The organism is Streptomyces sp. NPDC046831 (assembly GCF_040645305.1).
GTDB lineage: Bacteria > Actinomycetota > Actinomycetes > Streptomycetales > Streptomycetaceae > Streptomyces.
The window spans coordinates 110217-130270 of the sequence record NZ_JBEYXZ010000012.1 but is presented as its reverse complement, the minus strand read 5'-3'; the positions used below and the strand labels follow the sequence as shown (position 1 = coordinate 130270).

The window sequence follows — 20054 nt, the reverse complement described above, 5'->3', positions numbered from 1 at the left end:
GGGGACTCCGGGCGACGCGCGGGGAAGGCGCCGGGTCCCGTGCGGTGCTGGGGAGGGTCATCCGAGCGCCGTGCGGTGCTGGGGAGGGTCATCCGAGCGCCGTGCCGTGCTGGGGAGGGTCATCCGAGCGCCGTGCCCGAGTGGCGGGGCGGGAGGGGGGACCCTAGTAATGGTCAGGGTGAGACGCGTGTCGCCCTTCGGATGCGCAGGAGCGGCCGCACCCCTGCCTTGGAGCCCTGGATGACCACCCGCTCTACACCCCAGCCGTACCAGTCCGTCATAGCGTTCACCGAGGAGATCCGCTGCGCCGAGTCGCGGTCCGGGGCCGCCGGAGGCGGCGAGTGCGAGGGCGTGGACGGCGACCCGGTCCGCGGCCTGGTGCGCGCGGCCGTCACCGAACGGCCCCTGGACGAGGTCGTCCGTCTGGTCACTCTCCTGGAGGAGTCGCCGGAGTACGCGGACGCCGCCGTCGACGTCCTGCGCGCGGTCGGCACGGACCGCCCGGTGGAGGACGTCGCCTGCCTGGTCTCCGAGTTGACCCGGCCGCCGCGCGAGGCCCGCAGCGCCGACGAGATCATCCGAGCGGCCGTCGAGAGCCGCGGGGTCGAGGACGTGACGCGCCTGATGGCACTGCTGCACCGGGCGCCGCTGCAGCCGCACTGCGGCCGGGAGGTGGTCCGGGCGGCCGTCACCGGCCGGACCGTCGACGAACTCGTCGAACTCATCGGCCGGTTGACGCGGCAGCGGCGGAACGGACTCGACGGCACGGCGGGCGCGCCGGCCACCCCCGCCGACGAGACCGCGCCCGCAAACACGGGGCCGGCGGACGGCCCCGGTGCGCCGTCGAAGCGCACGAGTCCTGCGGACGGCACCGGTGCACGGCCGGAACCCACGAGCCCCGCCGGCCGCACCGCTGCGCGGTCGGCGCCCACCACCCCCGCGGACGGCCCCGGTGCGTGGTCGGAGCGCACTGGTCCTGCGGACGGCTGCGGTGCGCGGTCGGCGTCCACGGGTCCTGCGGACGTCACTGGTGCGCCGTCGGAGTGCAGGAGGCATGCGGACTCCGCCGGTGAGAGGTCGGCACCCGCGAGCCCCGCCGACCGCACCGGTGCGCCGTCGGCGCCCACGTGCCCTGTCGATCCCACCGTTGCGCCCTCGGCGCCCCTGCTCGCCGAAGCAGCTGCACCGCCCGCCTCGCCGGGCGCCGGCATTGACGCGGGTGAAGCCGGCACCGCTGACGGCGAGGGATTCGACGAGCGCGGCGGCGAGCGCGGCACCTGGGGCAGCCGGCGGCCCGGCTGGACCTCCCGGCGCTTCTTCTGGCCCGGCTGGCTGGCGGCCGCCGCCCTGGTGGTTTGCGGCACCGCGCACTTCCCGTTGTGGCGGGAGGGGGCGTCACCCGCCGTCTACGGTGTCACCCTCGCCGCGTCCGGCGTGTGCGTGGTACTGGCACTGCTGCTGGCGCTGCGCGCCCGCGTGGCGGTGCTGGTGGCCGGGATCGTGCTGCCGGCGGCCCTGGCGGGTGCCGGCTTCCTGGCCGCCCGGCTCCGGCCGCCCGAGCTGTCCCGCGCCCTGGATATCACCGTCGCTCCGTCGCGGAGCGCCGGGATGACCGCGGCCTGCGCGTCACTGGCCTCCCTCGCGGCGCTGGCCCTGCTGCTGATGGTGCGGGTGGCCGAGCGGCACCCGGCGGCGCAGCCGACCGACTGACGCTCCTCACCGGCGGGCGCCGACGCCCCGGCAGGCAGTGCGTCGGCGCCCCCGGCGGGCAGTGCGCCGGGGACCCGGCCCGGCACCCACCCGTCCCGCACCCCGGTCGGGATGGCCGGACGCTCCGCCCCGCGTCACTCAAACCGGCCGGCCGCCGGACCGTCTCCAGGCGTCACCGGGTCGGCCGGCCGCCGGACCGTCTCCCAGGCGTCACCTGCCCGGCCAGCCGCTGGACCAGCTGCCGCGCATCACCCAACCGGCAGCCGCTCGACCGTGCGCCCCGCACTGGTCCGGGCAGCCGCTCGGCCGTCGCCCCGCATCACTGGTCCGGGCAGCCGCTGGGCCACTCGCCCCGCATCTCTCAACCGGGCAGCCGCAGGACCACCCGCCCCGCACCACCCAACCGGCCAGCCGCCGGACCGTCCGCCCTGCACCACCGCACCGGTGGTGCGGTGCGTGGCGTCACCCCGCACGTCGCCTGGCCACGCCGTGCCCCGGACGGCACCCGCCGGCAGGCGGGCCGCGGCCGAGCGGTCAGTCGGAGGGCCGACCGGTCACCGGGCCGGCCGTCGGCGAGGAGCGGTCGTCGGAGCCCGTGCGGCTCTGCGGCAGGGACCCGGGCCCCGCGCCGGGCACCGGGTCGGCACCGGCGTCGGCCGAGGGGTCCGCGCCGGCCAGGGGGAGGGGCCCGGTGCCGCCGTCGGGACCGGACCCGGGCGCGGCGGGGCGCAGGGCCAGCGCGGTCTCCTTGAGCCGTCCGAGTCCTCGGGTCAGTTGCCGCAGGGGCGACTCCGCGGGCGTCCGGGACGGCTTCGGGGCGGGCAGGGCGCCCTCGGAGTCGCGGTAGGCGGCGAGTGCCTCGTGGGCCCGCTCGGCCGCCTCCCGGTACAGGTCCCGCGACTTCGTCATGGCCTCCAGGGCCTCGGCGTACATCGCGACCAGGGCGCGGGCCCGCGCCAGCTCCTCCTCGACGGTCACCAGGTGCCAGTCCTCCCGCAGCGCCGTGAGCGCCGCGGCGGCCCCCTCCGGCAGGGTCCGAGGCAGCGCGTCGAAGCGGGTCACCGCGTCGATCAGCTCCGTGGGTTCCGTGCCGTCCAGGAAGACCGTGCGCACGGAGAACTCCCGCGCGTCGTAGCCGGACGGCTTGGGACTGCCGGGCAGGACGACGGCGCCTCCGCGGGGCAGTTCGACGGCTGACTCCTCCAGCGCCCAGTTGACCGCCCTGAGCCGGTGCGGCGCCGCCCGGTGCTCCACCACGCGGTGCCGCAGGCCGGGCGGCAGCATCCGCACCAGTGACCGGCGGCCGCGTTCGTCGGGCGTCATGGCCTCGTGGACGACGACGTGGATGCTCCAGGTGTCGCGGGCCGCGTGCCGCAGGACGCGGCGCAGCGCCTTGTCGTCGTCCTCCGGGAGGCGGTTGACGTCGCCGAGCCTGAGGTCGGCGGCGGCGTCCAGGTCCCACCCGGCGTCGGGCTCCTGCGGCCAGAAGACGGCGGCGGGCGAGGGCCAGCGCGCGTCCCAGGGCTGCTCCGCCTCCGCGGCCAGCACCCACTCCCGGGCGTCCGCCGGGCCGAGGTGGGGCCTGAGCGCGAGTCTGGCGCGCACGGTGACGTCGCCGGGGACCTGCCAGCGGGCCTCGAAGACCTGCTCCGCGGCCTCGGCGCCCTCCGGTTCGGGACGGTCCTGTTCGAGGTGGTCCTGGATGACGGCGTCGGCCTTGAGCTTCTCCAGGTGGCGCCGGACGACGGCTTCCGCGGCCGGTCCTGCGTGGCGGCCACGGGCCAGCCACACCGTGGCCGGGACGACGGGACGGTCGGCGGGGGAGAGGAAGGGGAAGTTCGACATGGGCCAATCTGCGGGCGGGGACGGCGGGCGCCCCCCAGTATTCGTCATGGCACGTCGAGACGGGTGGGCCGGGGCCCGTCGCGGCGGCGTGTCCGTGCGCCGTCCGAAGGACCGCGCGGTGCGGCCGCCCGGCGCGTCGGGCCGCAGTGTCCTTTTCGCCACGAGATCGCCCGACGGTGCGGCAACTGCTCCGCTCGGCCGCCGCGGAGGAGCGGTGCCGTGCGGTACGGGACGCGGCCATCGGGGAGGCGCGTGATCTTCCGGCTGCCCGCCTCCTGACGCACGGCCCCGCCGGTCACGACCGGGAACCTCCCGCACGGCAGTGCCGGGCGCGTCTGTGGGCCGCACCCCGTTCCCGGGGCACGGCCCATTGCGTCCCGGGCCACGGCGCATTGCCGTGCACGGCGGTCGCCGGCGGTCCGCCCCGGTCCGGGGCACCGCCGCGTCCGCGCGCCGGTGCCCCGGACCGGGGCGGCAGGGTGACGGTTGGCCGCGCGGGCGGCGGTTACCGGCGCCTGTCGCCCTCGTCCTCGGTGTCGTCCGGGCCGGGGCCGCCGCCCGCGATGGTGTCCGCGTAGCCGGCTTCCTCGCTGCCGTCGTCGCCGCCCGGCCGGACGCCGCTCCGGGCGCCGGGCTGGCCGCCGCTCGTGGTGCCGTAACCGCCGGGCACTCCGGGCATGGCCTCGGCGTCGGCCTGCTCGCGGCTGATGTGCCGGGTGGCGCGCACGTTGGCGTGCCGCTCCTTGTACGGGTAGCTGAACGGGCGGGACGCGGCGCGCTCCTCCTCGGTCCGCTCGGTGCCTTCGGGTGTGTCTGGGGTGTCGGGGGTGTCGGGGGTGTCGCTCTGACCAGTCATGGCGCGCGGGTACCCGGTGCGGGCCTCAGCACCCCTCCTCCATGCGCCGCTGGTCCTGCTCGTTCCACGCCCGGGTGTCCCGGGGTTCGACGTAGGGCTCGCTGTCGGCCGGGTGCCCCCCGTCGATGACGCGCTGGCGGGCCATCTCCGCGTCGAACTCCAGACCCAGCAGGATGGCGAGGTTGGTGACCCACAGCCACACCAGGAAGACGATCACACCGGCGAGCGTGCCGTACGTCTTGTTGTAGGAGCCGAAGTTCGCCACGTAGAAGGCGAAGCCCGCCGAGGCGACCATCCAGATCAGCAGCGCGAGCAGGCTGCCCGGCGTGATCCAGCGGAACCCGCGGATCCTGGCGTTCGGGGTGGCCCAGTACAGCAGCGCGATCATGGAGGTGACCAGGACGACCAGCACGGGCCACTTGGCGATGGACCACGCGGTCAGCGCGGCGTCCCCGATGCCGAGCGCGGTGCCGACCTGCTGGGCCAGGCTGCCGGTGAAGACGACGATCAGGGAACTGGCCACGGCGAGCACCATCAGGGCGACGGTGAGCACGACGCGCAGCGGCAGCACCTTCCACACCGGACGTCCCTCGGGCACGTCGTAGACGGCGTTGGCGGAGCGGATGAACGCCGCGACGTACCCGGAGGCGGCCCACACCGCGCCCAGCAGGCCCACCACCGCCAGCACCCCCGAGCCGACACCCGCGTTGCTCTGCAGTTGTTCCACCGCCCGCGAGATGATGTCGCGCGCGGGGCCCGGCGTGAGCTTCTGCAGGTTGTCCAGGACCTGCTGGGTGGCCGACTTCCCGGCGACCCCGAGCAGGGACACGAGCACGAGCAGCGCCGGGAACAGCGACAGCACCCCGTAGTACGTCAGGGCGGCCGCGCGGTCGGTGAGCTCGTCGTCCTTGAACTCCGCCACGACCCGGCGCAGCACCGCGAGCCAGGAACGCCCGGGCAGCTCGGTGGGCGAGTCGGGGGCGTGCCGCTCGGTCGAGGCGTCGGGTCCGAAGGCCGCCGGGCCGCTCTCGTGTGCCGGGCCGGAGGCGGAGTCGGGCGCGGAACCCGGCTCGGCGGCCGGATCGTGTCCCCGGTCCGGCGCTCCGCCCGATTCGGCGTCGCGCGCACGGTCCGCTCCGGCGTCCTCGGCTCTCTCGTGCCCGGCGTGCTCCGCACGGTCCTTGCCCTCGTCACGCCCGGTACGTGAGCGGGCGTCCTGGCCAGTGGTGTGGTCCCGGTGTCCGGGAAGGTGCAGACGGTCCATGCTTCACGGGTGTCCCCGGAGGCTGTGCCCACGCGCCGTCTCCGCAGACGGGGCGTACGGAACGCACTCGTCCGCGCCGCACCCCTGCGGCGCCCCCTCGGCACGCCCGCGACCTGGACGCTGGACGGCGGATGAAGAGGGCGGACGGCTGACGGCGGAGGGCTGACGGCGGAGGGCGGCCGGGCTGCGCCGGCCGGCGGCGGCCGTCCGTCGAGGCCCCGCCCGTGACACGTCGGCGGGCCCCGCCCGTCGCGGCGGCCCCGCCGACGGCCGGGCGGCGTCGCACAGGATCCCGCCCGAACGCCCGGATCACGGCGCGTTCGCCGGGGGTCACGGCGCGTCCGCCGGGGTCACGGCGCGTCCGCCGGGATCAGGGCGTCGGCACGACCTACTGGCAGCCGTCCTCCTTGTTCTCGAACAGCTCGTCGAGCAGGTGGAGGTCGGAGCCGCAGATCGCCGTGGAGGTGATCTCCGCGATGGCGTCGTTGCTGTTGAGGACCGACGGTTCGGGGACGTCCTGCACGTCGACGGAGTTGCGGCCCGTCCAGCAGTTCGCCTTCATGACAGCACCTCCTTCAGCTCGTCCTCCGTGAGCGGGCGTGCCGGGTGCTGCGGGAACTCGCGGCGGGCCCGCTTGCCGGCGGGTGCGCCATCGGAGCGGACGACCTCGCCGGTCTCCGCGACCTGCTTGAAGCGCCGGAGGCCGTCGTCCAGGTGCTGGTGCGGCTCCGCGCCGAACCAGCCGGCCACCGCCTTGCCGAGCGGACCGGCGGGAATCCCGTAGCGGAGGGTGACGTGGACCTCGGTGCCGCGGCCGCCGGGCGCGGGGGTGAAGCGGACCTCGCCGGAGTTCTCGATGTCCGCGCCCGGGCAGGAGCGCCAGGCGATCAGCTGCGCCGGCACGTCCTGGGTGGTCTCGGCCTCCCACTCGATCCTGCGGCCGAACGGCCCGGTCGCCGTCCAGTGGCTGGTGCGCAGACCGGGCCCGGTGACGCGCACCTCGTCGAGGTGGGTCATGAACTCCGGCAGCCGGTCCACGCGGTGCCAGAGCTGGTAGGCCTCGTCGGGGGACGTGCCGACGGTCGTGGCCGCGGTCACCTCGACGGGGATGCTGCCGCGGGTCCGGGTCACCGCCGCGTAGACGTCGGTGGCGGTGACGACGGTGAGGGCCGCCGTCGCGGCGGCCGTCCGGCGGACATCGCGGCCATGGTGGTTCCTCAGGGCGCGGGCCAGCAGCGTGAGGTCCATGACGTCGCCGCCGACACGGCCCCAGAGCCAGGCGGGGTGGGGCCGGCCCAGCAGCCCGGCCGCCGCCGCCAGCTCTCGGACACCGACGCAGACGTTGGCCCAGCGGGCGCGGGAGGTGTCCGCCAGGCCCAGCTCCCGGAGGAAGCGTCCCGGGGCGGCGACCTGTGGCACCCCCACGAGCCCGCTGAACACGCCGAGTCCGCGTACGAGCGGGTCGTGCCGGAGGGCGGAGGCGGTGCTGGTGTCTGTCTTCATCGCGTACTCCCGAGTGACGTTGGGAGGGACGGAACCGCCAGGAAAGAACGCATAGCGGGCACAACGGGCAACACATCCGGAGTTACCCAGACCACCGCCTTCAAACGGCCTCCCGGCCGGGCCGCCAGGGCCGCTCCCGTGCCACCCGGCGCCCGGAAACAGTCGCCGACCTGGGGGGTCCCGCGTGGAACGGCGCCCGGACGGCCGGTCGTGCCAGGGCCTGGGTGGTCCCGTCGCGCCGATCCCGTCACGCCGATCCCGTCGCGCCGGCCGCCCCTCACCGGCCGACCCGCACCGGAAGCCGTCGCTCCCCGGGCCGGCCTCCGTGCAGCCGCTCCGGAAGCGGGCCGGAGCCGGGACGGAGCCGGGGAGCGGGCCGGGGCGGGCCGCCGGACTCCGCATGATCCCGGGCCTGCGCCGGATCGCTCCCGGGCCCGCGCCGGACGGAGGCGGCGTGCGCGCGCGTCCGGCCGGGATGCGCCGCCGTCCGGTCCTGATCAGGCTGGAGGTGTGGCCGCAGACGTGCCCGTGGTGGTGTATCCGCCCGCCGAGGACGGCGGCCGGCGGGTCCGCGCGGGCGACCGGTTCCTCGGCATGGCGTACGGGCTGCTGGACGTGGCCGACTTCCTGCACCGGGTGGGAATCGAGGACGCCGACGAGGACTACGTCGAACGGTCCGGGTTGATCCGGTGGCTGGGCGGCGGACCGAGGGCCTGGGCGACCGGACGCGACGCCCGCTAGGAGCAGGGGCCGTACCGACGCGCGGGGCCGCCTGCCCGCCTCGGCGTTCGAGGCGGGCGGGCGACCCCGCGGGCGCCCGGGCTCAGGCGCCGCTCGCCCCGAGCATGTCCTCGCGCTCGACGAGCTTCACCCGCTCCCGGCCCTGCGGCTCGCCCAGCGCCTTCTCCGCGGCGTCCAGGCGGTACCAGCCCTCCCAGGTCGTGAAGCGGACGTTCCGCTCGGCCAGGAAGGCGTCGACGGCCTCGGGCGCGGGGGAGGCGGGCGTGTGCAGGCGTCCGGAGGCGTAGTCGTCGAGCAGGTTGGCGACCGTCTCGTTGGCGTCGCCCTTGGTGTGCCCGATCAGGCCCACGGGCCCGCGCCGGATCCAGCCGGTGACGTACGTCGACCGCAGGTGCTCGCCGGTGTCCTGGATCACCCGGCCGCCCTCGTCCGGGACGGTGCCCGACTCGAGGTCCCAGGGCAGCTTGGGCAGCCGGTCGGACAGGTAGCCCACGGCGCGGTAGACCGCGGTGACGTCCCAGTCCTTGAAGGTGCCGGTGCCCTTGACGTTGCCGGTTCCGTCGAGCGCCGTGCGCTCCGTGCGCAGGCCCACGACCCTGCCGTCCTCCCCCAGGACCTCCACCGGGGACTCGAAGAAATGCAGGAACAGTTTGTGCGGCCGGTCGCCGGCGTCCCGGATCGCCCAGTTCTCCAGGGTCTTCGCGACCATGTCGGCCTGCTTGTTGCCGCGCCGGGTGGCGATCGAGCCCTCGTCGTAGTCGATGTCCTCGGGGTCGACGATCACCTCGATGCTGGGGGAGTGGTCCAGCTCCCGCAGCTCCATCGGGCTGAACTTCGCCTGCGCCGGGCCGCGGCGGCCGAAGACGTGGATCTCCCGCGCCCTGTTGGCCTTCAGGCCGTCGTAGACGTTCGGCGGGATCTCGGTCGGCAGCAGCTCGTCGGCCGTCTTCGCGAGGATGCGGGCCACGTCGAGCGCCACGTTGCCGACGCCGAGCACGGCCACCTTCTCCGCCGCCAGCGGCCAGGTGCGCGGCACGTCCGGGTGGCCGTCGTACCAGGACACGAAGTCCGCGGCGCCGTACGAGCCGTCCAGGTCGATGCCGGGTACGGGCAGCGCCCGGTCGGCCGTCGCGCCGGTGGAGAAGATCACCGCGTCGTAGAACGCGCGGAGGTCGTCCAGGGTGATGTCGGTGGGGTAGTCGACGTTGCCGAACAGACGGATCTGCGGCTTGTCGAGCACCTGGTGCAGCGCCGTGACGATGCCCTTGATCCGGGGGTGGTCCGGGGCGACGCCGTACCGGATCAGTCCGAAGGGCGCCGGCATGCGCTCGAAGAGGTCGATGGACACGCCGGGCGCGGCGGCCACGCCGGACTTGAGCAGGGCGTCGGCGGCGTAGATCCCGGCGGGGCCGGCTCCCACGATGGCTACCCGCAGGGGGCGGGGCATGATCGGTTCCCTTCGAGCGAGGACAGTCGAGGTCGTCCGCAACCCTAAACTGAGGCATGCCTAAGTTGGTACGCGGGTCCCTTCTATGAGGTCATAAACACCATTTATGGGCCGCGCGGCGGCGAAGGGGCGGGAGGTCCCCCGGTCCGGCATGGTGGACATGTGCTCCTGTTGGCCGTCTGCTTCGCTCTGCTCGGGGCCGTCAGCAGTGCGACCGGCACGGCCTTCCAGCGGAAGGCCGCCTCGACGGTCCCGACCGGCGGTGGACTGCGCCTGCTGCGCCGGCTGGCACGGAACCCGCTGTGGGTCGTGGGCATCACCGGAGTGATCGTCTCCGCGGTCTGCCAGGCGCTCGCGCTGGTGAACGGGCCGATGGCGCTCGTGCAGCCCCTGTTCATCCTGGAGCTGCCGTTCGCCCTGCTCATCGCGGGTCCGCTGCTGCACCGCCGGCTGCCGCGCATGGGCTGGTGGGCCGTATCGGCGGTCGTCGCCGGCCTCGCGCTGGTGCTGGCCTCGGCCGTGCCCTCCGGGGGCGGCAACCAGGCGGCCATGGTCCGCTGGATCCCCGTGCTCGTGGCCTGCCTGGCCGCGATGGGCACCGCGGTGGTCCTGGCCCGTGCCGGCAAGTCGTCCCTGTTCCGGGCGGCCGTGCTGGCCGCGGCCGCCGCCGTCGGCAACGCGCTGACCGCCGCCCTGCTGAAATCCGCGTCCGACACCCTCGCCGACGACGGGCTCGTGGCCTTTTTCACGATCTGGCAGACGTACGGCTTCGCCGCGACCGGGGCCGGCGCTCTGCTGCTCCTGGAGAACGCCCTCCAGGCCGGCTCGCTGGCGGCCTCCCAGCCCGCGCTGACCATCGGGGACGCCACGGTGAGTCTGCTGCTCGGCGTCCTGCTGTTCGACGAGACGGTCCGCCTGGGCTGGTGGCTCGTCCCCGAGCTGCTGGGCACCGCGCTCCTCCTGTGGGGCGTCCTGCGGCTCGCGCGGGTCGTGCCGCAGGTCGAGCAGACGCCGCTCGCCGAGCCCGCCGCACAGGCCGTGCCCGGCGACGGGCCCGGCAGCTGACACCGGGGCGGGCTCCCGGTCATACGAACGTGTTCGCGGGGTATCGGCTGGCCATGACTCATGAGGTGGTTCCCCCCGCGCGGGGCACGGCGGGCGCCGAGCAGCTGCGGCGCCTGCACGGCGTCTACGCGGCGGGCACGGTCCTGTGGACGCTCTCCCTGTTCGTGGCCCTGCTCGGCCATGACGCCGACGTCCGGCAGGTCCTCGTCCTGCTCGCCCTGCTGGCGGCGTTCTCACTGATGTGGCTGTGGTCGACCTGGTGCCTGTGGTCGGACGGCGCCGCCGACGGGCCGTGGCGCGAGAACTGACGACCGCGCGCCGGGCCCCGTGCCCCGGCGCGCCGGCACCGGCTCAGCGGGAAACAGGCCCCGGCGCGCGGCCACCCGCTCAGCCGGGGAAACGCCCCGAGGAGCGCAACGCGCAGCGCCGCTCCGCGTACGCGAGGTCGTCGCGCCACAGCCGGCCCGCGGCGGCCCGCACCAGCGGCCGCAGCAGCGGTGCCGCCCGGCGGGCGAGCCGGAAGCCGGGACGGTCCGAGGAGGCCACCACGGCCTCCACCACCGCGGTCCGGGGCCTGCCGAGCGCGTCCGGACCCAGGGGTGTGGCGTGCGTCTCGACCACCGACCCGCTGCCCTCGCCCTCGGTGATGCGCATGACCACCGTGCGAGGCTCCGGCGCGGTGAACACCGCCCGCACCGGCACCACCAGACGTCCCGCGACCTTGAACGAGACGTCCACGGCGAAGCCGTCCTCCTCCCCCTGCCCCGGCGCCCCGACGACCGCGAGGTCCACGAACGAGTACGGGTGGAACCAGGCGCCGTGCCAGGGGTCCAGCCGGTTGGCGACCACGTCCTCGGGCTCGCAGACGCCCACTCCCACGTAGACCGCCTCCAGGGCGCCCGGCACGGCCGGCCGGACGGGCACCGACGGCGCGGGCGTCGGCTCCTCGCCGCCGATGTCGTCCAGCCGCACCCACACCAGCACACCGTCGTCGTGCGCCGGCAGCGGCTCCCACCCCGCCGACGCCCCGCCGTCCAGAGCGAGCCCGTGCCAGTGGCACACCAGCGTGCCGCACCGCACCGGGCTGTGCGCGAGCGGGGCGCCCAGGTGCGGGCACACTCCGGGGCCGGCGACCAGCCGCCCCGCGGCGTTCCGCCACACCACGACCTCCCGGCCCGCGACGGTGCGCGCCAGGGGCCGGTCTGCGCGCACGTCCCGGGTGGCGCCGACGACGTACCAGTTGCCCGACGGCCGGGCCTGCGCCCGCTTCAGCGCCTGCGTGATGACGGCGGGCCGGGCGTCGCGCCACGTGGGGCGCTGCCGGTCCCAGGGCACCGGACGCCGGCGCAGCCGCAGCGGGTAGCGGCCCCGCCGCTCGGACGGTTCGGGTTTCACGCGACCTCCTGACTCAGCTCCGCGGACGCGGGCGCGGACGCCCGCGCCGGTGCGGACGTCGATGCCGTCCGCGCCGCGCGCGAGGCCGGCCCGGACCCCTTGGCGGCCATGGCCCCGGCCGACCGCGCACGCGCCGCCAGCCGGGCGGCACCCACGCGGACCAGGCCGTCCACGGCGACGGCGGCCCGGCGCCTGCGGGGCACCACGGCGCGCCGGTGCACCACCCGGTACCCGGCGTCGGCGACGGCGTCGAGGATGCCGCCGTAGAGCACGAACGCCGTGCGGATGCAGGGACGCGCCACCGGATCGAGCATCGCGATGCCGGGCGCCGCCCGGCGGTAGACGCCCCGCGCGAGATCCTCGAAGGCGCGCAGCGCCTCCGTGACGCGCCGGTCGCCGCGCCCGGTGTCCCGGCACCAGCGCAGCAGTTCCCGGTCGGCCCCGTGCGCCCGGAGCAGGTCGGCGGGCAGGTACACCCGGCCGCGGTCGAGGTCCTCGCCCACGTCGCGCAGGAAGTTCGTCAGCTGGAACGCCACCCCCAGGGCGGCCGCGTGCGGGGCGGCCTCCTCGCGCGGGGCGACCGTCCCGAGCACGGGCAGCATCTGCAGCCCGATCACCGCGGCCGAGCCGTGCATGTACGCCCGCAGGTCGGCGTAGGTGGGGTAGTCGGTGACCTCCAGGTCGCTGCGCATCGACGTCATGAAGTCGGCGAAGTGCCGGTGGTCGATGGCGTAGCGGCGGGCGGTGTCGGCCAGGGCCCGCACCACCGGCTCGCTGCTGCCGCCCTCGCGCAGCCCCGTCTCCAGGTCGTCCTGGAGACGGGCGAGCGCCCGGGCGCGCACGGCGGGGGCGACCGTGTCGTCCAGGGAGTCGACGATGTCGTCGGCCCAGCGTGCGAAGCCGTACAGGGCGTGCACGGCCGGACGGCGCTCGGCGGTCAGCAGCCGGGTGGCGAGGAAGTACGTCCTGCCGTGCTCGGCGTTCAGCTCGCGGCACCACGTGTACGCCGCGCGCAGCGCCGGGTCGGTGATCCCCGCCGCGTCGAGTTCCCGCCCGCTCACGACGCGGCTCCTTCCGCCGCCGCGGCCCGGGGTGACCGGCCGCGCGGACCGCCGGGCCCGGTCCCGCCCCCGGTGACGCGGGCCGCCGCCAGCTTCCCGGACAGCAGCACGGTCGGCACCCCGACGCCGGGCGTGGTGCCGCACCCGGCGAGGACGGCGTTCTCGGTGCCGCGGACGAGGTTGCGCGGCCGGAAGGGACCGGTCTGCCCGAAGGTGTGCGCGGCCGAGAAGGGCGTGCCCGCGGCGTGGCCCATCGCCTGCCAGTCGGCGGGTGTCACCAGGCACTGCTCCTCGATCGCGGACCCGAGGCCCGCCAGACCCCGGCGTTCCAGCTCCCGCAGCAGCTCGTCGCGGTAGCGCGGCGCGAGGCACGCCCAGTCCGCGGCGCCGGGCCCGATGTCCGTGTTCGGGCAGGGCGCCAGGATGTAGTGCAGGTGGCGGCCCGGGGGAGCGAGCCCGGGATCGGTGGCGGTGGGCCTGGTGATCAGCAGGGACGGATCGCTCATCAGCTCGCCGGTCCGGGTCAGCTCGTGGAACGTCCGCCGCCAGGCCCGCCCGAACGACAGGGTGTGGTGCGCCAGTTCGGGCCAGGTGCGGTCGGTGCCGGCGTGCAGGACGACGGCGGACGGCGCATGGGTGAGCCGCACCGGGCGGCGCGGCGCACGGCCGAGGAGCCGGTAGGCGACCGGCAGGTCCGGCGTGAGGACGACGGCGTCGCACGGGACGCGGTCGTCCGGCGTGACGACGGCGGTGACGCGTTCGCCGGCGCGCTCCAGCCGGACCACCGGCTGCCCGAAGCGCAGGTCGGCCCCCGCGCCGGCGGCGGCGTCCGCCATCGCCCGCGGCAGGGCGTGCATGCCGCCGCGCGGGAAGTACACCCCGGCCACGGTGTCCATGTAGGCGATCACCGCGTAGGCGGCGAGCGCCCGCGCCGGCGGCACCCCGGCGTACAGGGCCTGGAAGGAGAAGACCCGGCGCAGCCGCTCGTCCCGCAGGTACCGGCCGATGCGGGCGTCCAGGCGCCCGAAGCCGCCCAGCGCGGCCAGCCGCGCCAGGTCGGGAGTGACGAGGCCCAGCGGCGAGTCGAAGTTCGTGTCGATGAAGCGCCGCATCTGCGCCCGGTACAGCTGCTCGAGCCAGCCGCGCAGCCGCCGGTAGCCGGCCGCCTCCGCGGGCCCGGCGAACCGCTCGACCTCCGCCTCCATCGCCTCCGCCCCGGTGTGCACGTCGAGCGCGGAGCCGTCGGCGAAGCGGGCCCGGTACGCCGGGTGCAGCGCAACCAGCTCGACCCGGTCCGCCAGGCGGTCACCGACCGCCGCGAGCGCCTCGTCGGCGATGTCGGGCATGGTCAGCACGGTCGGCCCGGTGTCGATGCGGTAGCCGCCCTGCGTGAGCCGGCCGGCGCGGCCGCCGGGCAGCGGCTCGCGTTCGACGACGGTGACCCGGCGCCCCGCGCCGAGCAGGTGCAGGGCAGCCGCCAGGCCCGCGAGCCCGGCGCCGACGACCACCACGTGATCCGTGCGGCCGGGGAGCGTCCTCGTCATCGGCCGCACGCCCCGGGACCGCCGGCGAGCCGCAGGGCCCGGGCCGTGCCGTCGCCGGGCGGCGGGGAGCCGCGGCCGGGCCCGTGCGAGCCGGCCCCGGCCACCGCGCACATGAGGTCGCGCAGGTGAGCGGCGGCGTGCGGGTCCAGCCGGGCGGAGTCGAGGTGGCGCAGTCCCTGCGCGGTGAGCCGCCCGATCCTCGTCTCGACGGTCTCCCGGGCGCCGGTGGACACCAGCACCTCCCGCACCCGGGCGAGATCCTCCTCGCCGAGGCCGGCGCGCCCGACGTGGCGGTCCAGCACCTCCAGGGCGCCGCGGTCGCCGGCCGCCTCCGCCTTGGCCTGTGCCACGGCGACCAGGTACGTCGGCTTGCCCTCACGGATGTCGCCCCCGGCCGGCTTGCCGGTGGCCTCCGGTTCGGCGAAGACGTCGTCGAGGTCGTCGCGGAGCTGGAAGGCCATGCCGGCGCACCGCCCGGCCGAGCTCAGGGCCCGCGTCGTGGCCTCGTCGGCGCCGGCGAGGGCGGCACCGAGCGCCAGCGGCCGCTGGGCCGAGTACAGGGCGCTCTTGAGGCAGGCGGCGCGGACCGCACGGGTCAGGGAGCGCGACCCGCCGGACTGACCGTGCAGGTCGAGGTACTGGCCGGCGACCATCTCCGTGCGCATGGCCCGCCAGATGGCGCGCACCCGGTCCGCGGTCGCCGGGGGCAGGACGGTGTCGGCGACGACGTCGTCCGCCCAGGCCAGGGCGAGATCGCCGGCGAGGATGGCGACGGCCGTGCCGAAGTCCGCGGCGGACCGCGGCCCGCCGCCGGCGTGCCGGGCGGCGGCCTCGACGTGCAGGGCGGGCCGGCCGCGGCGCACCCGGGCGCCGTCCATCACGTCGTCGTGCACCAGCGCGCAGGTCTGCACGAGTTCCAGGGCCGCCCCGATCCTGAGCGCCGCCTCGGCCCGTCCGGCGTCGACGGCGCCGCAGGCGCGCAGCGCCCACCAGACGAAGCGGGGGCGGATGCGCTTGCCGCCGTGCAGCGTGAACCGGGCCGTGCGCTCGGCCAGCTCCTCCCCGAACGCCGGATCGAGGCCGGTGGCCTCGGCCACCCGTTCGGCGGTCAGCGTCCGCAGCAGACGGCCCACGGCGCCCGCGACGTCCTCGTCGACGGCGCGCACCGCCCGCACGTCCGCCGGGGACGGGACGGGAGCGCCGGCGGGAGGGCGCCGCCCGCGGTGCGCCTCGGCCGCCGGGCCGGCGTGGTGCGAGGGTGCGGCCGCCAGGAGCCGGACGACTCGGTGCGGTTCCGGCGGCGGTTCCGCCGCCGGGTGATCCTCCGCCTGAGTGGAGCGCATGTCCGGTTCCTCCCGCGTGATCGCAACTGGGTTCCTCTCCAGTCATTCCTCGCCCGCGGCGGTGGTGGATGCGCCGAACGCGGGACATCGCGCGGCGGCGGAGCGACGCCGCACGGCCCGGGGTGTTTCCGGCGGGTACCCGGGGGTGCGACACACCTGCCCGGCCTGCATCCGGACCGGCGAGGTACCCGGAATGCTTCCGTTGATGCCCGCGACGGTGCACCCGGCTTCCGAGGGAGGCGAGTTCTTCAGTGATCGAGGCCGATGTCGCCATCGTCGGCGCGGGGGCCGCAGGCCTGTCCCTGGCCCACCGGCTGGCCCGGCGCCCGCCCGGCGCGCCACGCCTGGCGGTGGTCCTCGTCGCCGCCCCGCCGGGTCCGCTGCGGGCGCCCGGCCGCACCTGGTGCTTCTGGGAGGAGGGCCCCGGCCCGTACGACGCCGCGCTCACCACGCAGTGGGAGCGGCTGCGGGTCCACGCCCGGCACGGCCGCCGCATCGAGGGCGACATCACCCCGCTGCGCTACAAGATGCTCCGCTCGGACGACTTCGAGTCGCTCGTCGGGCGGGGCGTGGCCGGCAGCCCGGACACGCTGCGGCTGGAGGCCGCCGTCGACACGGTCGAGGGCTGCCCCGGCGGAGCCGTGGTCCGCGGCCGCGCCGCGGACGGACGGACCGTCGCGGTCCGGGCCCGCTGGGTGTTCGACTCCCGCCCCCTGGGCAGCCTCCCGGCGGCCCGCACCACCCTGCTCCAGCACTTCCACGGCTGGTTCGTGCGCCACCGGCGGCCGGTCTTCGACCCCGGCACCGTGGAACTGATGGACTTCCGCACCCCCCAGCCGCAGTCCGGGCTGTCCTTCGGCTACGTCCTGCCCACCGGCCCCCGGCACGCCCTGATCGAGTACACCGAGTTCTCCCGCCGGGTGCTCCCGAAGGACCGCTACGACGCCGCGCTGCGGCACTACACCACGGACGTGCTGCGACTGGGCGCCTTCGATATCACCGGCACGGAGAGCGGGGTGATCCCGATGACGGACGCCTCCTTCGCCCGGCAGACCGGGCCGTCGGTCTTCCGCCTCGGGGCGGCCGGCGGCGCCACCCGTCCGTCGACCGGCTACACCTTCGCCGCCGTCCAGCGGCAGACGCGCGCCGTCGCCGCCGCCCTGCGCGCGGGACGCCGGCCCCTCCCGCCGCCCGCCCACTCCGTCCGCTCCCGGGCCATGGACGCCGTCCTGCTGCACGCGCTCGACAGCGGCCGGGTCGACGGCGCCGACTTCTTCGCGCGGCTGTTCGCCCGCGTCCCGCCGGAGCGGCTGCTCCGCTTCCTCGACGGACGCACCCGCCTGCACGAGGACCTGTCCATCGGTCTGCGCACCCCGGTCCTGCCGATGCTGCGGTCCGCCCTCGACCTGCCCCGCCTGCCCCGCCGTCCCTTCCCCGGCACGGCCACGCCGTCACCGCCACCGCCCGGCACCCCGCACGAGGAGACCGCATGACCCTGCTGCGCGACCACGACCTGGCCGCCGCGTTCGACCACGCCGCCCGCAGCTACGACACCCTCGTGGCCGCCAATCCCGGCTACCACGCCCACCTGCGGCGCTCGGTCCGCCGTCTGGGGCTCCCGGACGGCGGCCGCGGCCTGCGGGTCCTGGACCTCGGCTGTGGCACCGGCGCCTCCACCGCCGCCCTCGCCGCCGTCCTCCCCGACGCCGCGATCACCGCCGTGGACGCCTCGGCGGGGATGCTGCGGCGGGCCGCCCGCAAAGCCTGGCCCGAGCGCGTCGAGTTCGTGCGGGCGCCGGCGGAGCACCTGGCCGAGGCCGGCGTGACGGGCCCGTACGACGCCGTCTTCGCCGCCTACCTGCTGCGCAACGCCGCCGACCCGGACCGGGTGCTCGCCACCGCGCGCGACCTGCTCGCACCGGGCGGCCGGCTCGCCCTGCACGAGTACACGCTCAGCGGCCGGGCCCGGGACCGCGCCGTGTGGACGGCGGTGTGCCGCGGCCTCGTCGTGCCCGTCGCGACCCTCCTCGGGGACGGCGCCCTCTACCGCCATCTGTGGCGCAGCGTGGTCGCCTTCGACACCGCAGGCCAGTTCGCCGACCGGGTCCGGGCGGCCGGCTTCACCGGGGTGCGGGTGCTGCCGCTGCCCGGCTGGCAGACGGGGATCGCCCACACCGTCGTGGCCCGCCGCCCGGGCGCGCGGACGGGAGCCGCCCGGTGACCGGCGACCGGCGGGCGGCGCCCGCCCGGCGCGGCCGTGACCGGCGCGCCCGCGTCCTGGCGCCGGCTCCGGGCGCGGCCCGGCTCACCGGCGCCGACCGGCCCCGCACCGCCGTCGTCGGCGGTGGCATCGCCGGGCTCGCCGCGGCCACCGCGCTGGCCGAGCGGGGCGTGCGCGTCACCCTGTACGAACGGGAACCGGTCCTCGGCGGCCGGCTGGCCGGCTGGCCCACCACTCTGCGCGACGGCACCCGCGTGACGATGAGCCGGGGCTTCCACGCCTTCTTCCGCCAGTACTACAACCTGCGCGGCCTGCTGCGCCGGACCGATCCCGGCCTGGGCCGCATGACCGCCCTGCCGGACTACCCGCTGTGGCACAGCGACGGACTGCGCGACGGGTTCCGGCACGTCCCGCGGACACCGCCGTGGAGCGCGCTCGGCTTCGTGGCCCTGTCCCCGTCGTTCACCCTCCGCGGCCTGGCACGGATGCGCCCGGCCGCGGCGCTGCCCCTGCTCGACGTCCGGGTCCCGGACGTCCACAGGCGGCTGGACCGGGTGAGCGCGCACGACTTCCTGGAGTCTGTCGCCTTCCCGCCCGCCGCCCGCCACCTGGCCTTCGAGGTGTTCTCCCGCAGCTTCTTCGCCGATCCCCGGCAGCTGTCGGCCGCCGAGATGGTCCTGATGTTCCACATCTACTTCCTGGGCTCCGCCGAGGGCCTGCTGTTCGACGTGCCCGACGAGCCGTTCCCGGCGGCGCTGTGGGAGCCGCTCGCGGCCTACCTGCTCGGGCACGGGGTGCGGCTGAACACGTCGGCACCCGTCCGGAGCGTGACGCCGACGGCGGCCGGCGGCTTCACCGTGGCCTCCGAGAAGGGGAGGGAGCCGTACGACGCGGTCGTCCTGGCCCTCGACACGGGGGGACTGCGCGGGCTCGTGGAACGCTCGCCGGAACTGGGGGACCCGCGGTGGCGAGCCGGCGTGGAGCGGCTGCGCACCGCGCCGCCGTTCCTGGTCTCCCGCCTCTGGCTGGACCGGCCGGTCGCCCCCGACCGGCCGGGCTTCCTGGGCACCAGCGGGTACGGCTCCCTCGACAACGTCAGCGTGCTGGAGCGCTGGGAGGGCGAGGCGGGCCGCTGGGCCGCGCGCACCGGCGGCTCGGTGGTGGAACTGCACGCCTACGCGCTGCCGCAGGACGCCGTCCGGGACGTGGAGGAGAAGCGCCTCGTGGAGCAGCTCCACCGGGTGTACCCCGAGACGCGGTCGGCACGGATCGTCGACGAGCGGCACGAGTGGCGCGCCGACTGCCCGCTGTTCCCGGTGGGCGGCTACGGCGACCGGCCCACCGTGCGGACGGCCGACCCGCGTCTCGTGGTGGCCGGCGACCTGGTCCGCACGGACCTGCCCGTGGCGTTGATGGAACGGGCCGCCATCAGCGGCTTCCTGGCCGCGAACGCCCTGCTGGAGCGGTGGGGGGTGCGCGGGCAGACGCTGTGGACCGTGCCCGACCGGGGCCGCGGCAGCCTCCTGCGCGCGCTGGCCCGCTGGGGAACGCCGCCGGCACCGGCCGGGTGAGGTGCCGGCGGGAGCGGTGTGCGCGACGGGTCCAGCAGGGCGCACACCGTCCGCCGGGGGAGGAGCGGACCGCCGCCGCGCGCCTGGGCGGCGTGGGCTCGGGGCTGTCCCGCGCGCGTCGGGCCGGAGGAGACCGGCGGCGCCTCGCGGCCCGGGTGGGCGGGGTCCGCTGCGTGCGGTGGCGAGGGGGAGGAGGGCGCCGACGCGGGGCGCCGGCGACCGGCGGCGACGCCGCGGACTCGGCGGGCCGGACCCCGGGTCTCCGGCACGGTCCGCCGGACAGCCCCCGTGCGCCGTTCCAGGCGGGTGTCAGGTCGGACGCCGGCACGGCACAGGTGTGCGCAACTGCTCGCACCCGCCAGCGGGTCCGCCGGTGGCGGGGACGCATCCGCCGCTCCGGAGCGGCACCGGCGGGGCGGATGCGCGGACGCTCCCCGCAGGGCGGCGCCGTCGCCTGACTGCCCAAGCGATCCCCCGCGAGGACGGCC

Annotated in this window: 17 protein-coding genes; 7 read left to right on the top strand and 10 right to left on the bottom strand. The window is 76.5% G+C overall.

The features are described 5' to 3' along the window. Nucleotides 1-240: 240 nt before the first annotated feature. Entirely contained in the window at nt 241-1710 is a 1470-nt protein-coding gene (locus ABZ920_RS13665; protein ID WP_361503016.1) for a hypothetical protein, read from the top strand. A 534-nt stretch (nt 1711-2244) separates the two neighbouring features. On the opposite strand, the gene ABZ920_RS13660 is transcribed toward ABZ920_RS13665, so the two are convergent. The 5 genes from ABZ920_RS13660 to ABZ920_RS13640 form a co-directional block, all read right to left on the bottom strand. Continuing rightward, complete coding sequence (locus ABZ920_RS13660; protein ID WP_361503014.1) at nt 2245-3555, bottom strand: hypothetical protein; 1311 nt, start codon at nt 3553-3555, stop codon at nt 2245-2247. A 505-nt stretch (nt 3556-4060) separates the two neighbouring features. Next, a complete protein-coding gene (locus ABZ920_RS13655; protein ID WP_361503011.1) occupies nt 4061-4411 on the bottom strand; it encodes a hypothetical protein in 351 nt (116 codons plus the stop codon). A 25-nt stretch (nt 4412-4436) separates the two neighbouring features. Next, nucleotides 4437-5675 (bottom strand): YhjD/YihY/BrkB family envelope integrity protein, encoded by a 1239-nt coding sequence (locus ABZ920_RS13650; RefSeq protein WP_361503008.1) that lies wholly within the window; start codon nt 5673-5675, stop codon nt 4437-4439. 388 nt (nt 5676-6063) lie between these two features. Next, nucleotides 6064-6237 (bottom strand): hypothetical protein, encoded by a 174-nt coding sequence (locus tag ABZ920_RS13645; protein ID WP_361503006.1) that lies wholly within the window; start codon nt 6235-6237, stop codon nt 6064-6066. Further along, nucleotides 6234-7178, bottom strand: a complete 945-nt coding sequence (locus ABZ920_RS13640; protein ID WP_361503003.1) for an SRPBCC family protein — start codon at nt 7176-7178, stop codon at nt 6234-6236. Before ABZ920_RS13640 ends, ABZ920_RS13645 begins: the two co-directional genes overlap by 4 nt. A gap of 510 nt (nt 7179-7688) precedes the next feature. Here ABZ920_RS13640 and ABZ920_RS13635 point away from each other — a divergent pair. After that, complete coding sequence (locus ABZ920_RS13635) at nt 7689-7919, top strand: hypothetical protein (protein ID WP_361503000.1); 231 nt, start codon at nt 7689-7691, stop codon at nt 7917-7919. A gap of 82 nt (nt 7920-8001) precedes the next feature. Here ABZ920_RS13635 and ABZ920_RS13630 read toward each other — a convergent pair whose 3' ends face one another. Then, nucleotides 8002-9366 carry an FAD-dependent oxidoreductase gene (locus tag ABZ920_RS13630; protein ID WP_361502997.1) on the bottom strand — a complete coding sequence of 455 codons (1365 nt, stop codon included), beginning with the start codon at nt 9364-9366 and terminating at the stop codon, nt 8002-8004. 162 nt (nt 9367-9528) lie between these two features. Between ABZ920_RS13630 and ABZ920_RS13625 the strand changes: the two genes are divergently transcribed. After that, the gene (locus ABZ920_RS13625; protein ID WP_361502994.1) at nt 9529-10431 is read left to right on the top strand and encodes a DMT family transporter; all 903 of its coding nucleotides are present in this window, start codon (nt 9529-9531) and stop codon (nt 10429-10431) included. Nucleotides 10432-10484: 53 nt separating this feature from the next. After that, nucleotides 10485-10739 (top strand): hypothetical protein, encoded by a 255-nt coding sequence (locus tag ABZ920_RS13620; RefSeq protein WP_361502991.1) that lies wholly within the window; start codon nt 10485-10487, stop codon nt 10737-10739. A 79-nt stretch (nt 10740-10818) separates the two neighbouring features. Here the strand turns inward: ABZ920_RS13620 and ABZ920_RS13615 are convergent, their stop codons facing one another. Genes ABZ920_RS13615 through ABZ920_RS13600 form a run of 4 tightly spaced genes read right to left on the bottom strand, consistent with a single transcriptional unit; the run spans nt 10819 to nt 15774 of the window. Beyond that, nucleotides 10819-11826, bottom strand: coding sequence for a DUF5914 domain-containing protein (locus ABZ920_RS13615; RefSeq protein ID WP_361502988.1), 1008 nt, complete (start codon nt 11824-11826; stop codon nt 10819-10821). After that, the gene (locus ABZ920_RS13610) at nt 11823-12887 is read right to left on the bottom strand and encodes a phytoene/squalene synthase family protein (protein WP_361502985.1); all 1065 of its coding nucleotides are present in this window, start codon (nt 12885-12887) and stop codon (nt 11823-11825) included. Before ABZ920_RS13610 ends, ABZ920_RS13615 begins: the two co-directional genes overlap by 4 nt. Then, complete coding sequence (crtI, locus tag ABZ920_RS13605) at nt 12884-14431, bottom strand: phytoene desaturase family protein (protein WP_361502982.1); 1548 nt, start codon at nt 14429-14431, stop codon at nt 12884-12886. Before crtI ends, ABZ920_RS13610 begins: the two co-directional genes overlap by 4 nt. Beyond that, on the bottom strand, nt 14428-15774 hold the full coding sequence (locus tag ABZ920_RS13600) for a polyprenyl synthetase family protein (protein ID WP_361502979.1): 1347 nt from the start codon (nt 15772-15774) through the stop codon (nt 14428-14430). The genes crtI and ABZ920_RS13600 overlap by 4 nt, the downstream gene beginning before the upstream one ends. Nucleotides 15775-16025: 251 nt before the next feature. Between ABZ920_RS13600 and ABZ920_RS13595 the strand changes: the two genes are divergently transcribed. From ABZ920_RS13595 to ABZ920_RS13585, 3 genes are read left to right on the top strand one after another with little or no spacing between them, the layout of a single operon-like run. Further along, the gene (locus ABZ920_RS13595; RefSeq protein WP_361502976.1) at nt 16026-17267 is read left to right on the top strand and encodes a lycopene cyclase family protein; all 1242 of its coding nucleotides are present in this window, start codon (nt 16026-16028) and stop codon (nt 17265-17267) included. After that, a complete protein-coding gene (locus ABZ920_RS13590; protein WP_361502973.1) occupies nt 17264-17995 on the top strand; it encodes a methyltransferase domain-containing protein in 732 nt (243 codons plus the stop codon). The genes ABZ920_RS13595 and ABZ920_RS13590 overlap by 4 nt, the downstream gene beginning before the upstream one ends. Next, the gene (locus ABZ920_RS13585) at nt 17992-19566 is read left to right on the top strand and encodes an FAD-dependent oxidoreductase (protein ID WP_361502970.1); all 1575 of its coding nucleotides are present in this window, start codon (nt 17992-17994) and stop codon (nt 19564-19566) included. Before ABZ920_RS13590 ends, ABZ920_RS13585 begins: the two co-directional genes overlap by 4 nt. Nucleotides 19567-20054 lie beyond the last annotated feature (488 nt).

Excerpts from the sequence above, each read along its gene's own strand:
- ABZ920_RS13665 (WP_361503016.1), top strand. The coding sequence starts at position 241 with ATGACCACCCGCTCTACACCCCAGCCGTACCAGTCCGTCATAGCGTTC.
- ABZ920_RS13660 (WP_361503014.1), bottom strand. The coding sequence starts at position 3,555 with ATGTCGAACTTCCCCTTCCTCTCCCCCGCCGACCGTCCCGTCGTCCCG.
- ABZ920_RS13655 (WP_361503011.1), bottom strand. The coding sequence starts at position 4,411 with ATGACTGGTCAGAGCGACACCCCCGACACCCCCGACACCCCAGACACA.
- ABZ920_RS13650 (WP_361503008.1), bottom strand. The coding sequence starts at position 5,675 with ATGGACCGTCTGCACCTTCCCGGACACCGGGACCACACCACTGGCCAG.
- ABZ920_RS13645 (WP_361503006.1), bottom strand. The coding sequence starts at position 6,237 with ATGAAGGCGAACTGCTGGACGGGCCGCAACTCCGTCGACGTGCAGGAC.
- ABZ920_RS13640 (WP_361503003.1), bottom strand. The coding sequence starts at position 7,178 with ATGAAGACAGACACCAGCACCGCCTCCGCCCTCCGGCACGACCCGCTC.
- ABZ920_RS13630 (WP_361502997.1), bottom strand. The coding sequence starts at position 9,366 with ATGCCCCGCCCCCTGCGGGTAGCCATCGTGGGAGCCGGCCCCGCCGGG.
- ABZ920_RS13620 (WP_361502991.1), top strand. The coding sequence starts at position 10,485 with ATGACTCATGAGGTGGTTCCCCCCGCGCGGGGCACGGCGGGCGCCGAG.
- crtI (WP_361502982.1), bottom strand. The coding sequence starts at position 14,431 with ATGACGAGGACGCTCCCCGGCCGCACGGATCACGTGGTGGTCGTCGGC.
- ABZ920_RS13600 (WP_361502979.1), bottom strand. The coding sequence starts at position 15,774 with ATGCGCTCCACTCAGGCGGAGGATCACCCGGCGGCGGAACCGCCGCCG.
- ABZ920_RS13590 (WP_361502973.1), top strand. The coding sequence starts at position 17,264 with ATGACCCTGCTGCGCGACCACGACCTGGCCGCCGCGTTCGACCACGCC.